This window comes from Sphaerochaeta halotolerans, assembly GCF_003429665.1.
Lineage (GTDB): Bacteria > Spirochaetota > Spirochaetia > Sphaerochaetales > Sphaerochaetaceae > Sphaerochaeta > Sphaerochaeta halotolerans.
Genome location: NZ_QUWK01000001.1, coordinates 144,805 through 159,643 on the forward strand (window position 1 = coordinate 144,805; position 14,839 = coordinate 159,643).

At 47.2% G+C, this 14,839-nt stretch carries 11 protein-coding genes and 1 pseudogene; 5 read left to right on the top strand and 7 right to left on the bottom strand.

The annotated features are described in order from the left end of the window. Positions 1-69: 69 nt before the first annotated feature. The 4 genes from leuS to DYP60_RS00690 all read right to left on the bottom strand — a co-directional run bounded on the left by leuS (position 70) and on the right by DYP60_RS00690 (position 5,637). Positions 70-2,586 (bottom strand): leucine--tRNA ligase, encoded by a 2,517-nt coding sequence (gene leuS / locus DYP60_RS00675; protein ID WP_240622802.1) that lies wholly within the window; start codon positions 2,584-2,586, stop codon positions 70-72. 52 nt (positions 2,587-2,638) lie between these two features. Continuing rightward, a complete protein-coding gene (locus DYP60_RS00680; protein ID WP_117328940.1) occupies positions 2,639-3,901 on the bottom strand; it encodes a hemolysin family protein in 1,263 nt (420 codons plus the stop codon). A 247-nt stretch (positions 3,902-4,148) separates the two neighbouring features. Beyond that, on the bottom strand, positions 4,149-4,280 hold the full coding sequence (locus DYP60_RS14600; protein WP_276308944.1) for a hypothetical protein: 132 nt from the start codon (positions 4,278-4,280) through the stop codon (positions 4,149-4,151). A gap of 271 nt (positions 4,281-4,551) precedes the next feature. Then, entirely contained in the window at positions 4,552-5,637 is a 1,086-nt protein-coding gene (locus DYP60_RS00690; RefSeq protein WP_237446310.1) for a Fic family protein, read from the bottom strand. Between the two features lie 427 nt (positions 5,638-6,064). On the opposite strand from DYP60_RS00690, the gene DYP60_RS00695 reads away from it, so the two are divergent. Further along, positions 6,065-6,643: an NADPH-dependent FMN reductase gene (locus DYP60_RS00695; RefSeq protein ID WP_117328943.1), complete on the top strand. Its 579-nt coding sequence runs from the start codon at positions 6,065-6,067 to the stop codon at positions 6,641-6,643. A 12-nt stretch (positions 6,644-6,655) separates the two neighbouring features. Here DYP60_RS00695 and DYP60_RS00700 read toward each other — a convergent pair. The 3 genes and pseudogenes from DYP60_RS00700 to DYP60_RS00710 form a co-directional block, all read right to left on the bottom strand. Beyond that, positions 6,656-7,150 (bottom strand): annotated as a pseudogene (locus DYP60_RS00700) (RNA-guided endonuclease InsQ/TnpB family protein); the annotation flags it as partial. 268 nt (positions 7,151-7,418) lie between these two features. Then, positions 7,419-8,471, bottom strand: a complete 1,053-nt coding sequence (gene corA, locus DYP60_RS00705) for a magnesium/cobalt transporter CorA (RefSeq protein ID WP_117328945.1) — start codon at positions 8,469-8,471, stop codon at positions 7,419-7,421. Positions 8,472-8,480: 9 nt separating this feature from the next. Then, positions 8,481-9,077, bottom strand: a complete 597-nt coding sequence (locus tag DYP60_RS00710) for a lysoplasmalogenase family protein (RefSeq protein ID WP_117328946.1) — start codon at positions 9,075-9,077, stop codon at positions 8,481-8,483. Positions 9,078-9,172: 95 nt separating this feature from the next. On the opposite strand from DYP60_RS00710, the gene DYP60_RS00715 reads away from it, so the two are divergent. The 4 genes from DYP60_RS00715 to DYP60_RS00730 all read left to right on the top strand — a co-directional run bounded on the left by DYP60_RS00715 (position 9,173) and on the right by DYP60_RS00730 (position 14,702). After that, positions 9,173-10,975 carry a DNA topoisomerase IV subunit B gene (locus DYP60_RS00715; protein ID WP_117328947.1) on the top strand — a complete coding sequence of 601 codons (1,803 nt, stop codon included), beginning with the start codon at positions 9,173-9,175 and terminating at the stop codon, positions 10,973-10,975. After that, complete coding sequence (locus DYP60_RS00720; RefSeq protein WP_117328948.1) at positions 10,975-12,957, top strand: DNA topoisomerase IV subunit A; 1,983 nt, start codon at positions 10,975-10,977, stop codon at positions 12,955-12,957. The genes DYP60_RS00715 and DYP60_RS00720 overlap by 1 nt, the downstream gene beginning before the upstream one ends. Continuing rightward, a complete protein-coding gene (locus tag DYP60_RS00725) occupies positions 12,957-13,646 on the top strand; it encodes an RluA family pseudouridine synthase (protein ID WP_117328949.1) in 690 nt (229 codons plus the stop codon). The genes DYP60_RS00720 and DYP60_RS00725 overlap by 1 nt, the downstream gene beginning before the upstream one ends. Before the next feature lie 72 nt (positions 13,647-13,718). Further along, the gene (locus tag DYP60_RS00730; RefSeq protein ID WP_117328950.1) at positions 13,719-14,702 is read left to right on the top strand and encodes an aldo/keto reductase; all 984 of its coding nucleotides are present in this window, start codon (positions 13,719-13,721) and stop codon (positions 14,700-14,702) included. The last annotated feature ends 137 nt before the right edge of the window (positions 14,703-14,839 follow it).

The window sequence follows — 14,839 nt, forward strand, 5'->3', positions numbered from 1 at the left end:
ACAAGTGGGATTGCTCAAGACAATCCCACTTGTTTCATGTGTTGGACTCTTCAGGCCAACCCTCTGAACCTAGCGAACAACAATGTTCACCAGCTTATCGGGAACCACAATCTCCTTGACGATGGTCTTTCCCTCGATCCACTGCTGAATTTTCTCATGCTCTTTAGCCATTGCAAGAGCGGAAGCCTTGTCCATGCCTTTGGAGATGGTCTCCTTTGCTCGGACTTTTCCGTTGACTTGGAAAACCATCTCAATCTCATCATCGATGGTCAGCTTCTCATCAAAGGTAGGCCAGCTTACCTTGGTGAGGCTATCCTTGTGGCCGAGTTTTTCCCAGAGCTCCTCAGCAATATGTGGTACATATGGGCCAAGTAGTTTCACCAATGTTTCTGCTACCACACTGGGGAACTCCTGGGTCTTGTACAGTTCATTGACCAATACCATCATCTGGCTGATAGCGGTATTGAAGTTCAATGTTGCCGTATCATGGGTTACCTTCTTGATGGTCTTATGCAGGATCTTGTTCAGGTCCTTGGAGGGTTCTCCCTCAGTGATGGCTCGTTCCTCATAGAGTCTCCATACCCTGTCCAGGAATCGGTAGATACCATTCAGCCCCGTGGTTGCCCATGGCTTTGATACCTCAAGAGGTCCCATGAACATCTCATACATGCGCATGGAATCGGCACCATACTCCTGGATTATCTCATCAGGGTTGATGACGTTTTTCAAACTCTTGGACATCTTGGCTATGACTCGTTCAAGCTTCTGCCCAGTCTCCTTTTCCACAAAGACGTCGGTTTCTACTTCTTCTACCATATCCGTTGGGACAAGGCTCTTGTCCGGTCTCTGATACGCGTAACTGGTGATCATTCCCTGGTTGACTAGTCGTTTGAACGGTTCATTGGTGGAAACCAGTCCCAGGTCGAAGAGTACCTTGTGCCAGAAGCGAGCGTACAGGAGGTGCAGTACCGCGTGCTCAGCTCCGCCGACATACAGATCGACCGGCATCCAGTACTGTTCCTTTTCCTTGCTCACGAATTCCTTCGTATTGTTTGGATCGAGATAGCGCAGGTAGTACCAGCATGAGCCAGCCCACTGGGGCATGGTGTTGGTTTCCCGTTTTGCTTCCCCACCACAAACAGGACAGGTGGTATGTACCCAACTATCAATTTTTGCGAGCGGGCTTTCGCCGGTACCGCTAGGTTCATAGCTGGAAACTTCAGGCAACAGCAGGGGCAATTGGTCCTCTGGAATTGGTACTACACCGCACGTTGGACAGTGTACCAAGGGGATTGGTTCCCCCCAGTACCGCTGGCGGCTGAAGACCCAGTCGCGCAGCTTGTAGTTTATGGACTTGGTTCCCACCTTTCTCTCTTCCAGCCATGCAATCATGGTTTCAATGGCATCATCTTTATTGAGACCATTGATGAAGTCACTGTTAACGTGAATTCCATCCTCGGTCCATGCTTCCTCCTGGACATCAACAGCACTCTTGAGTACTTCGATGATCGGAAGGTCGAACTTCTTTGCAAACTCCCAGTCACGGGTATCGTGGGCAGGGACAGCCATGATGGCCCCGGTACCGTAGCTGATCAACACATAGTCAGCAATCCATATGGGAATTTTCTTTCCATTCACTGGATTGATCGCATAACTGCCGCTGAAAACGCCGGTCTTGTCTTTTGCCAGATCGGTTCGTTCAAGATCACTTTTTCTGGCAGTAGCCTCAAGGTATGCTTCAACAGAGCCCTTCTGCTCTTTGCTGGTAAGTTTGTCTACCAAGGGGTGTTCTGGAGCAACAACCATATAGGTGGCTCCGAAGAGGGTGTCAGGGCGGGTGGTATATACCTCAAGGTTCTCCTCCATTCCATCGATTTGGAAAATGACAGAAGCTCCTTCACTCCTTCCAATCCAGTTTTGCTGCATGAGCTTCACTGATTCGGGCCAGTCTACACTGTCCAGATCAGCGAGCAACTTGTCTGCATATGCTGTAATCTTGAGTACCCACTGGCGGATACTCTTGCGTACAACAGGAGTTCCACAGCGCTCACACTTTCCGTCCTTGACCTCTTCATTGGCCAGGCCGGTTTTGCAATTGTCGCACCAATTGATCGGGGTGTGGGACTCGTAGGCCAACCCCTGTTTGTAGAGCTGTAGGAAAATCCATTGGGTCCAGCGGTAATATTCACTTGTATGAGTAGAAATTTCCCGATTCCAGTCATAACTGAATCCCAGCCGCTTGATCTGCTTGCGGAAGTTCTCGATGTTCTTCTCTGTGGTTACCTTGGGATGGGTGCCTGTCTTGATTGCGTAGTTTTCAGCTGGCAGTCCGAATGAGTCAAATCCCATCGGGTGTAGGACGTTGTATCCGTTCATACGTAGGTAACGGCAATAGATGTCGGTTGCGGTGTAGCCTTCCGGGTGTCCCACGTGCAACCCGGCACCGGATGGGTAGGGGAACATGTCCAAAACGTACATGCGTTTCTGGGCTGGTACGTTCTCGTCCTCGGTAACGGCAAAGCTCTGGTTCTCTTCCCAGTATCGTTGCCATTTTGTTTCAATTTCACTGAAGGGATATTTGCTCATGGGAGCAATCATACCTTTGGAGTGCTGTTCAGTCAACGCTTGAAAGCATTTCTCAGAGGGTTCCATCATCCACAGTGGGGGAAAATTCTACTGCTTCCATCCTGTTTCCCTTCATGGAGATGATTCTGAAGGTGCCGAGTTGTGACTGCACCACATCCCCCTCATTGGGGATGTCCCCGATCTGGTCGAGCAGGTAGGCAGCAACAGTACTGGTTTTCTGCTTGCAGGCATCAGTATCAAGATCCAGTTCATCTACAAGTTGTTGGAACGGGGTGTCTGCCATGACAAGGAACGTTCCTGGGTTTTCCTCACGCTCAACGATGCGGTCAGGATACCTTCGCTCATGCTCATCATAGAGTTCTCCAAAAAGCTGTTCGGCTACGTCCTCCATGGTGACCACACCACTAAATCCACCATATTCATCCAGGACAATCGCTTGTTGGAGCTTGGTTTTCTTGAAGCGGAAGAATACATCATCAAGATGCATTTGCTCGGGGACGAAAAAGGGTTCGCGAATGATGGAAGATATCGGGCGTCCCATCTGCTTCTGCAACTGAGTTCTGAGGATATCACGGACCAGCACAATACCGATGATGTTCTCTGGACTTCCATGGAAGACAGGGACACGGCTGAATCCGGCTTTTACAATAGAAGGAAAAGCATCACGGATTGTGAGCTCGTCACTGATACAGAAGACATTGGTTCTATGGGTCATGATGGTTCTTACCTGGGTTTCGCTGAAGTGGATGGCTCGCTGCATGAGATCAGATTCATACCGGTCCACCAGGCCGACATTCTCCGCTGCGTCAACCATATGCATTACCCCTTCAGTGGTGATGGTTGGTTCTGCGTGGGAAGCAAATAGACTGGTGATGATTGCAGAGACATGTCTAAGCAACCAGACTACAGGAAATAGTACCACCTCGAGGAAACGCAAGGGATAGGCCATGAAGACAGCAATTTTCATGTTGTGGGTAAGGGCCAGTTGTTTGGGGGTGATTTCGCCGAAAATAAGAATGACCAACGTCAGCAACCCGGTAGCATACCCAACTGGCTGGCTGGAAAAGAACTCAATGGAGAACGTAGTGACCAGGGATGAGACCGTGATATTCACTACATTGTTTCCCACCAAGACGGTGGTGATAAGTTCTTCTGGCTTCATGCTGAGTGTATACACCAACTTGGCCGCACGCTTTTTGCGGTTTTCCAGAATCTTGAGTTGCACAAAGGAGAGCGATGTAAATGCTGTTTCTGTGGCAGAAAAGATACCAGAGAGAATTAACAGAATGATGATGGCGGTTAGTTGTACGTGCATGTACACCTCCCGGCCACTGACAAACAAAACGGGTGTTCGATTGAGCACCCTATACTAGGTAACGGGTCATCCATAATAGAGTCAGTATAGCAACAGTTTAACCAACCAGACAAGTGTAATGGTCAAGGGGAGAAGGAAAAAGGTATCCCTATCCAGATTCCTTGCTGTTCTGCTAACTGGGTGTGCACTCCCCGGTGGGAATATGGAGGGTCTTCTTGGGGATGAGCTACCGGTACATTGATCCTTTTCACTTGGCAACAAAGAAGGTAGTGGGAGTACCCATTCCCTTGATGATGGCTCCAACTTTTGTACGATTTCCTCCATTATCGACAAAGTTAGAAAGAAATGCGTTCAATGCCTTGGCACAGCTATTCGACACCTTATTCTCCCTGGCTTTCCTGGGCTAAAAACTGCTTGGGAGACCTGGGCAGTTACCTCCTATTTTTCAAACAGAAGAAATGGTGCCTTTGGGGTTGTGGCTGCTACACCTGCGCTCCGCCGGAAGATACGTCTTATATACGAAATACCCGTTTCTTATAAAAGACGATGCTGTCTTTTATACAGACTCCCCATTTCTTATAAAACCCAACTCGTCGGCAGTCAATCTTTGATATGCAGTTTTCCGGTTCTTGCTTGTCGAACTGCAGGTACTACAGACGAAGCATATCACGTTCTGCATTATAGAGAATGGTCATGAGTGCTTTGTTGATATAGTAGCTTGATCGCCAGATAGTCCGTTTTTCCAATAGTCCGTCTTCAGTAAGCAGTTCAAGGTATTTTCTTGCTGTTTGGTAACTTGTATCCAGCTCCTTGGAAACGTAGTTGATTTTTGTATAGGGATGATAGAAAAGATTGTTAATGAGATCCTGACTATAGAATTTTGGGTATTTGCTTCGGATTTCATGTTTATAGGATTGCATTGCATCACGTATCTGACTCACCATGGTACAACTTGTCAGGGAAGTTCTTGCAACTCCTTCAAGAATGAAGAGAACCCACTCCTCCCATTTGTTTTCATCCCGTACTGCTTGCAACAAAGCATAATATCTCCCTTTGTTGACATTGATGAATCGGGAGAGGTAGATAATGGGGAAGTCGAGCAACCCCTCTTTTACCAAGTAGAGAACGTTCAAGATTCTACCGGTCCTCCCATTGCCATCGTAAAAGGGATGGATCGATTCAAATTGATAATGGAGAACAGCCATTTTTACAAGTGGGTCAAGCTCCCATACAGAAGAATCATTGAAATACAACAGGAAATTATCCATCAACGTATCAATCTGCTGAGGATCAGGAGGATTGTAGACAACAGCCTTGGTCCTATCATTGACCAAGGCTGTTCCTGGCAGTTTTCTGAAGCCCGCTTGGTTTTGTTGCAATGTCTCTTGAATAACAAGGATGTCACTCCTGGAAAGCAAGCTTCGTTTTTTCAACGCATCATATCCTGTCTGTAGTGCTTCACGGTAATACCGTACTTCCTTTGCGGCAATGGTGAAGGTTTGCGAGTCATCGGAATCCCGACTTGCAAACATGTCATCATAGGTTGTTATGATATTTTCAATCTCTGAACTATCCTTTGCTTCCTGAAGAACCAAGGTATTCACCAATACCTCCTGATTGGGAATCGAGTGTGATAGTCCCTTCAGCTGGGAGAGATTGCTTTTTGCATCAATCAATTTCTTCAAGATCTGTTTTGTTTCCAATTCAACGAGTGGAGGTAATGGTGCAGGTATCATGGTATTCTCCATCTTTTATAGAAAATCATGTATTTGTATCAATGATAGTCTTGTCTTTTATAAAAAACAAGGTCTTTTTATAAAACTCAACGCTTTGGTAGGCCCTCTCCACTACCCCTTTGGTCCATCATAGTGGTGTCGGTAATCTCTTTCGAATTGACTTCGAGCGAAAGGATTGTACGGCGAGAAGACCATGGATGGCAGGTTGTTCGTCAACTTTTTCAAGATAGAGTATTCTGGAATGGCAAGACCTTGAACATCCAGGAGACCGGCAAACCCGAAGTGGATGCCGAACAGGGAGATGAGCCGACCTAGTTACAATTGAGTCGGGAATTCGAACAACTATATGACTATCAATTGACGTTTGTAAAATATTATTGTACACTATATTTAAGAGAAAGAAATTTTCCCTCTAAGGAGAACAATCATGAGTATACCAAAAATTGGAATTATCATAAGCAGTACCAGAACCACGAGAGTGGGAGAACAAGCAGCAACCTATGTAGCGTCCATCGCCAAGAAACGGACCGATCTTTCCTTCGAAATCATCGACTTGCGTGACTATCCGATGCCATTCTTCGACGAAGTCGCATCGAATGCCTATGTCCCCTCGACCAATCCGATTGCACAGAAATGGCAGAAAAAAGTCGCTGAATTTGATGGATTCATCTTCATCACCGCCGAATACAACAATAGTATCACCGCAGCCTTGAAGAATGCCTTGGATTACGCCTATCCGGAATGGAATCGTAAGGCGGCGGCCTATTTCTCCTATGGTTCGGCCGGTGGGGCACGTGCTGTACAACACTTGAGGGACATCTGTGTTGAATTGCAGATGGCGCCCGTCAGACAAGCCGTCCTGGTTCAAGGCAATGATTTCTTTCAAATCATAAACGGTCAGAAGCAAATCAAGGATTTGGGGTATCTCGAGAACTTGGTTGAACAGATGATCGACCAGCTTTCTTGGTGGACACTTGCACTGAAGACGGCACGGGAACGCACGTGACAACTCTCCTGCCTACAGGCAGGGAGCTTCTTGGAAAGCATTCCCAAGAACTATTTCTGCTTCTACGATGTTCATCTCCACAGACGTTACGTTCCCGCAGGATGGGTAAATCCACTCCCTGACAGAGAGGGGTAAATCCCTCTCTGTTGTTTTACACGTATTGCAAGTCTTCGAGGACGCGTAGAAGCGAGGTGCCAGCACGAAGCTCTTCCCTCTCTCCCTGCACTTCTGCTCCATCCTCATCCGGAAGAATCCAAACGAGGCATCTGCTATGGATTTGGCCAGCTTGAAGTTCCTGACCATGCCTTTGACATTGAGATCCTCCATGCACACGGCGTCGACTTGGTTGTCATCAACAATCATGCTTGTGGCTTTCTCAATCGTATCCTTCCTCTGGTTGGCAATCTTTTCATGAATGCGGGCAACCTGTATCCTGGCCTTCTCCCTGTTCCTGGAGCCTTTGGCTTTCCTGCTTAGATCCCGCTGGAGCCTCGCCAAGCCAGGGGTAGCCTTTCTTGAGAATACCTTTCATTGCCAATCAGAAAAACGTATGGGCACTAGCATCTCCCGCCTAAAGTCGGGAGTCTTCTCGTGCTCTTTCTTCTAAGCCTCGCTCTGCTGAGCGCGCACTCATCCAACGTTCCATTCTTGTACTCACAGCTACCCGGTAGACGTTCGAATGCTCCTCGAAATAATGCCTGTCGTTGGCAACAATTCCGTCGAGATTCTGGCTACTTGGTTACCATTATATGGATATGTGGGTAAGAGGGGCCCCTTACCACCACTGTTTCCTCCAGAAATAATAAGCCATGCCGAAGACCACCAGCATACAACATACCAACATACCGTAGAACCCCCACCGGTAGTTTGCAAGGGGTATGTAAGAGAAATTCATCCCATAAAGACCTGTTAAAAAGGTGAGAGGAATGAAGATGGTGCTGATAATCGTCAAGACCTTCATGATGGAGTTCATTTTTGTATCGAGACTGGAGAGATAGACTTCCATGATGCTGCTGACTGTTTCCCTGAGCATTTCACACTCCTCAGCAAGCCAGAGGGCGTGGTCTTGGATATCAGTGAGCAATATCTTGGTATTCTTATCCAGGAAGGGGTGCTCAACCCTAATCAGGGTAGCGAGAATATCTTTGAGAGGACTGGTCATTCTCCTGAGTGTAAGAATCTTTGCTTTTTGCCGATGGATGGCAGGTGCATCCGTATCATTGGGAGCGGTAATTACCAGCTGTTCCAGTTCATCGGTTTCATTTTCCAGTTCATCAGCTCTCACCAGATATTGGTCGACCACCCGATCAACGAGTGTGTGGAAGAGTATGCTACTCGCTCCTCCCTGCAGCTTTGCTTGGGAATCTTCCAACTGGCGTATAGCAGGAAGAAAGACATCGCTGGCATATTCTGTGATGGAGAGCACCCAATTGTTCCCGAGAAAGAGGGAGAGTTGCTGATCTTTTGTGGTAGCCGTTGCAAGGATTCTGAGTGTGACGGCAAGATAGTGCTCGTAGTTGTCGAGTTTCAGTCTTTGATCAGTTGAGAATACATCCTCAAGACTAAGGTTGGAGAGGGAAAATGCCTTTGCCACCTCCACAATAGACATGATGGAAGAGAGCCCACTGATTTGTATCCAGCAACGCTGGTTCTCAGCCGGCAGTACAAACCCATCCACCATCTGATAGGATTCCTCCGAGTATAGGTGGGTGCGAATTTTCGTCGTCTCAGGTTGTCCTTCGCCCGCAAAGACGAGGGACCCGGCGGCCAACCCTTCTTTTCTCTTATGCGAGGTATGGTGTGGTTGATGTGTGTGATGAGGTTTCATTGTATTCTCCTACAGAGTGGTTAATCCGAGAATCAGAAAAAGTTGGGCAAGGATATAGCTTCCCATTTCACTGGTATTACTTACCTGTTTCATGGAGAGACTGTTCAAACCGATCATGGTATCGCTGAGTATGAACAGCAATACACCAATGATGCAGAGCAGCGAAGCAAGCCCCGTCAACAGGGATGCAAGTATACAAAGCAGTGCGGCATACACAAGGTACTTCGCAGAGCCCTTCTGCTTCCCTAGTAAACGATACAGCAAACCATAGGGAATCAGAAGCCCTGCAAAGGCAATGGCTGTGAGAATCCAATCCACCCCCAATGATAGTACATGGATGCTGTAGAAAATATGGCAAATTGCGAAACTGCCCATACCCCAGAGAAAATAGCTGCCTTGATATCCCTTGGTCAATAATGCATCTCCAAGGGTGGCAAAGAGAAGCGCAGCGACAATCAAGGGATAGGATCCTTGTTGCATGACATATACAATCAAGATCGGCATCAGCAGAATCTTTGTTAGATCGCCAAGTGTCTGGTAACCTTCAGATCGGAAGCTGAGGTGGGCAAAGGAGATGCTTAGATAGAGTAAGAGGATGGTATTCATGTATATAGGGTAGTGCACTAAGATCCCTTCCTGCAAGAGTATTATTCTGTCGACTATTTTGCTATCATTGTAGAATTCTGTTATAATGCTCAGTCATGGCGAAGACAACATATGATGAATCGAAAATTCTTACGCTCAGTGCGTTGGAGCATATTCGAAAACGTCCCGGTATGTATATCGGGCGGTTGGGAAACGGTACCCATGTCGATGATGGTATCTACATCCTGCTCAAGGAGGTGGTGGATAACAGTATCGACGAGTTCATCATGGGTTATGGCAGCCGTATCGTCATCCGATTGAAGGAGAGCGAGGTATCGGTAAGAGACTTCGGCCGAGGGATTCCCCTCGGGAAAGTGGTTGACTGTGTCTCAATCATCAATACCGGTGCAAAATACAGTGATGATGTCTTCCAGTTCTCTGTCGGTCTCAACGGGGTTGGTACCAAGGCGGTGAATGCACTCTCCTCGCATTTTCAGGTCACCAGCTATCGTGAAGGGAAATACAGCACAGCGATTTTTGAAAAAGGAATACTGATCAGAGAAAAGACCGGCAAAACAGAGGAAGCTGATGGAACTGAAGTCCTTTTCACACCTGACCCGGAACTGTTTGGTGAGTACTCCTATAATGAGGATTTTGTCATCTCCAGGATCTGGAGCTATGCCTATCTGAACACGGGCCTTACAATCAACTACAACAATCGTGCCTATAAATCCTCCAATGGTCTGTATGATCTTCTGGATAAAGAGGTAGGTACGGAGAATCTTTATTCAATCATCCACTACCAGAGCAAACAGCTTGAATTTGCCTTGACCCATGTAACAGGGTCCTATGGGGAGAACTATTTTTCCTATGTGAATGGCCAGCATACCAACGATGGGGGAACCCACCAAAGTGCCTTCAAAGAGGGTATTCTCAAAGGCATAAACGAGTACTTCAAGAAGAACTGGGCACCACAGGATGTAAGGGAAGGCGTGGTTGGTGCAATTGCTGTCAAAATCAAGGAACCAGTCTTTGAATCCCAGACGAAGAACAAACTCAGTAATACGGAAATTCGGACTTGGATTGTCAATGAAGTGAAAGACGCCATTATCGATTTCCTGTTGAAAAATACTGCAGAAGCGGAGAAGATCAATCAGAAAATTCTCAACAATGAGAAGCTTCGCAAAGAACTGAACGAGGTTAAGAAGGGAGCAAGGGAGTCGGCCAAAAAGGTCAGTCTGAATATTCCCAAGCTCAAGGACTGCAAGTACCACTTGGGACAAAGCAACGCCCACCAAGAAGCGTGTGAGAGCTCCATGATTTTCCTCACCGAGGGAGATAGTGCCAGCGGTACGATTACCAAGACGCGGGATGTCATGACCCAGGCCGTATTCAGCCTGAGAGGAAAGATTGTCAATGTATTCGGAAAGAAGAAAACTGAGATATACAAGAATGCAGAGCTTTATAACATGATGGTGGCCCTTGGCATAGAAAACGGTGTGGAAGGACTACGCTACGGTAAGGTCATTATCGCAACTGATGCCGACACCGATGGGTTCCACATCCGAAACCTATTGATGACCTATTTTTTGACGTATTTCGAAGATTTGGTGCTTTCCGGCCGTCTTTATATTCTGGAGACTCCGCTGTTTCGTGTACGTAACAAGACACAGACAGTATACTGTTACAGCGAGAAGGAGCGGGACCATGCCACAAGCCAGATTCGAAATTCTGAAGTGACCAGGTTCAAGGGGCTTGGGGAGATAGATCCCAAGGAGTTCGGTCAATTCATCGGAGAGGATATGCGTCTGTTGCCGGTCTCCATCGTAGGAATGAATGAGATGCATAAAACCATGGAGTTCTATATGGGTAGCAATACCCCTGAACGACGCGACTTCATTATGGAGAATCTAATCTGATGACTCAGGCACACGCAATTTTCAAAGAGAACTTCCTGGAATACGCAAGCTATGTCATCAAGGAACGGGCGATTCCCGATCTTGTTGACGGATTCAAACCTGTACAGAGACGAATCATCCACACACTGTTTGAGATGGATGACGGTAAGTTCCATAAGGTTGCCAATGTTGTAGGGTGGGCGATGCGCTATCACCCGCATGGGGATGCCTCCATCTATGAGGCCTTGGTAAACCTTGCTAACTGTGACTTGTTCATTGAGCGACAGGGAAACTACGGAAATATCTTGACAGGGGACAGAGCCGCCGCAGCACGATACATTGAATGCCGTCTCCTCCCTTTTGCAAAGAAGGTGCTGTACAATCCTGAGCTCACCGAGTTTGTAGAATCCTATGATGGTAGAAACAAGGAGCCTGTTGTATTCCCTGCAAAGATTCCCGTTGTTCTTATCCAAGGGGTAAGTGGCATTGCTGTAGGAATGAGCACCTATATTCTTCCCCACAACCCTCTTGAGGTATTTGATGGAATGGCGGCCTCTTTGCGGGGTGAATCCTATGAACTTTACCCTGATTTCCCGGGGGGGGGCATTGTTGATGTTGATGATTACAAAGATGGACGGGGTTCCGTTTCGATCAGGGCAAAACTGAATACCAAGGATCCAAAGCGCATCATCATTGAGGAACTCCCCTATGGAACCACCAGTGAGATGATGATCCGTTCAGTTGAGGATGCAGCCAAGAAAGGAAAGCTGAAAATCAGTTCCATCACTGACTATACCGCCGAAAAGGTAAACATCGAAATCAGCCTTGCCCGAAATACCTATTCACAGGAGATTGTTGATGCCTTGTATGCCTATACGGCGTGTGAGACAAAGCTTTCAGTCAATCCGCTTGTTATCAGGGACAATACTCCTACCATCATGGGGGTGCATGAGATCCTGGATTTCCATGCACACCACTTGGTTGAGGTCTTGGAGGCAGAGCTCAAGTTGGAGAAATGCCATCTCTTGGACAAGCTCCACTATAGGACCTTGGAAAGAATCTTTGTTGAAGAGCGAATCTACAAGCGTATCGAACAGAAACGGAGTGCAGAAGATGTAGACAAGGCAGTAGTCACTGGGTTCAAGCCTTTTTCTGAGAAACTGCTTCGTCCGCTTGATAGCGAGGACGTTGAACGTCTGCTGAAGATTCCCATCAGGCGCATCAGTTTGTTTGATATTGAAAAGAACCATCAAGAAATCGAAACGATCAACGAACAGCTTGCGGATATTGAAAAGAAGCTTGCCGATTTGACCGGGTATGCGCTCTCTTTCATTGCTGAATTGAAGCAGCTCATGTCAGATGAGGACCACAAGCGAAAGAGTACCATCAAAAAGTTTGAAATGGTCGATGTGAAAGAGGTTGCAGAGCGAAACCTGCCTTTGCGATATGATGCCACCGCTGGGTATCTGGGATATGATGTAAAGAAGGGAAACACCCTTTTTGATGTCAGTCCCTTTGACCGTATCCTGGTGATACGAAAGGATGGTAGCTATCAGGTAATCGATGCCCCTGAGAAGGAATTCGTCGGGAAGGGAATGCTGTACTGTGGGTTCGCTGACAAGGATGAACTTGCCAAGGTTACCTTTACCATCATCTACCAGGAGAAGACTTACAAATACCTGTTCATCAAGCGGTGTCAGATCTTGAGCTACCAGTTGAAAAAACTCTATCCCTTAGTTCCAGAAGGAAACTTCAAGATAGTCAAACTGTCCACCTTTGAGAATGCTGAGTTGAACCTTACCTATAAGAAAAAGCCGGGACTACGAATTCTGGAGGAGAAGTTCTACTTCTCAGATTACCGGCAGAGAGGCGTGAAGGCGAACGGGGTTCGTCTTGCAGTCAAGGAAGTAGCATCCATACGACTGCGGGCAGTGAAAGAAGTGGTACACGAAGACCAACGGGAACCGTCGCTCTTTGACGATGATGAGATGGAGAAGGAATAATGGAGCAACTGGAAGGTCGGATACTCTATGAGGACAATCACTTGATCGTGGTGAACAAGCGTGGTGGTGAATTGGTACAAGGAGACAAGACGGGAGACAGAACACTCGCGGACCTCGTCAAAGAGTATCTGAAAGTTACCTATAACAAAAAGGGAAATGTCTATCTGGGTATTCCCCATCGTTTGGATCGTCCAACCAGTGGGTTAGTGATTTTTGCCAAGACTGAGAAAGCTTTGGTCAGAATGAATGAGCTTTTCAAGGGAAATACTGTGAAGAAGACCTACTGGGCGATTGTGGATAAGGTTCCCAATGAAACAGAGGGGACTTTGCTTCACTATATTATCCGTGATACCAAGGCAAACAAAAGTGTTGCGCTTCCTGTGGAGAAGCAGAAAGGAAAGCTTGCAAAGCTGGATTACCGTCTCATTGCTGCAAGCAAGACCTACTATCTATTGGAGGTACAGCTGCATACCGGTAGGCACCACCAGATCAGGGCGCAGTTTGCTGCAATTGGTCTGCATATAAAGGGGGACCTCAAATATGGATTTCCTCGTTCCAACCCCGATGGGGGTATTTGTCTCCATGCTCGATCCATCTCTTTCGTTCATCCGGTACGCAAGGAAGAGCTAACCATTGTTGCCGATCCTCCACAAGATACGTTATGGGATGCATTTCTCTCTCAGCTCTAAGGCCAGTATTCCTTGCTTTTTGTGTGAGAGCTTCCTAAGATACAGAGAGATACACAAATTGGAGGAGTTACTATGAAGAAAAGACCGTTTGGTACAAATAGGACCTTGGTTTCCGAGGTTGGACTGGGGACCTGGCAGATTGGTGGGTCATGGGGTACCGTAGAGGATGAGACCGCCATGAAGATCCTCCAGACTGCAGCTGATTCTGGAATCACCTTTTTTGATACGGCTGATGTATATGGAGATGGAAGAAGCGAGAAGTTTATTGGGAAATTCCTCAAATCTCGTCGTGATTCCTTCTTTGTTGCAACAAAATTGGGGCGTGGTGGAGATCCTGGATGGCCTGGGAATTTCACCCCGGAAGCGATGATCCGCCACACTGAAAACTCTCTCTCCCGTCTCGGAGTTGAACGCTTGGATTTAATCCAGCTGCACTGTATTCCTCAAGCGGTCCTGGAAGAAGGAAGCGTCTTTGATGTCCTCAGGGATTTGAAAAAGCAGGGAAAGATTGCTGACTTCGGGGCAAGTGTTGAGACTGTGGAAGAGGGCATTGTCTGTCTCAAGCAGGAAGGTATTGCGTCTCTACAGGTCATCTTCAATATTTTCCGCCAGAAATTGATCACCGACCTCTTTGGTAAGGCCAAGGAGAAAGAGGTTTCCATTATTGCCCGTGTTCCATTGGCTAGTGGACTTCTCTCCGGCAAGATGACGAAGAGCACCACCTTTGATAAGAGTGATCACCGTAACTTCAATCGCGATGGAGCTGCCTTCAACGTAGGTGAGACGTTTGCAGGCATTCCGTTTGAGAAGGGAGTTGAGCTAGCTGAAGAGCTCAAGGCTCTGAAGCCTGAGGGGATGACCCTTGCCCAGATGGCACTTCGCTGGATACTCGACTTTGATGCAGTTTCGGTGGTAATCCCGGGTGCCAGCCGACCATCTCAGGTGCTGGATAATGCTGCAATCTCCGATCTTCCTCCTCTCTCAGATGCGTTGCATCAGAAATTGGAGAAGTTCTATCAGGACAAGGTGGCTCAACACATCCGTGGTCTCTATTAATCAATAATACTATTCAAAGTTTTTATTCAGGGCCCCTTGCTTAGGGGTCCTGGTCTTTTGCTTGCCTCAGAGGGGACTCCTTGAATTTTTCCTTGACAGATTGAGAAATGTACTTCATTCTTCATATGTATGATGTA

Coding starts and splice junctions, on each gene's coding strand:
- corA (WP_117328945.1), bottom strand. CDS start 8,471: ATGAAACCTCATCACACACATCAACCACACCATACCTCGCATAAGAGA.
- DYP60_RS00715 (WP_117328947.1), top strand. CDS start 9,173: ATGGCGAAGACAACATATGATGAATCGAAAATTCTTACGCTCAGTGCG.
- DYP60_RS00690 (WP_237446310.1), bottom strand. CDS start 5,637: ATGATACCTGCACCATTACCTCCACTCGTTGAATTGGAAACAAAACAG.
- DYP60_RS00725 (WP_117328949.1), top strand. CDS start 12,957: ATGGAGCAACTGGAAGGTCGGATACTCTATGAGGACAATCACTTGATC.
- DYP60_RS00710 (WP_117328946.1), bottom strand. CDS start 9,077: ATGAATACCATCCTCTTACTCTATCTAAGCATCTCCTTTGCCCACCTC.
- DYP60_RS00680 (WP_117328940.1), bottom strand. CDS start 3,901: ATGCACGTACAACTAACCGCCATCATCATTCTGTTAATTCTCTCTGGT.
- leuS (WP_240622802.1), bottom strand. CDS start 2,586: ATGAGCAAATATCCCTTCAGTGAAATTGAAACAAAATGGCAACGATAC.
- DYP60_RS00730 (WP_117328950.1), top strand. CDS start 13,719: ATGAAGAAAAGACCGTTTGGTACAAATAGGACCTTGGTTTCCGAGGTT.
- DYP60_RS00720 (WP_117328948.1), top strand. CDS start 10,975: ATGACTCAGGCACACGCAATTTTCAAAGAGAACTTCCTGGAATACGCA.
- DYP60_RS00695 (WP_117328943.1), top strand. CDS start 6,065: ATGAGTATACCAAAAATTGGAATTATCATAAGCAGTACCAGAACCACG.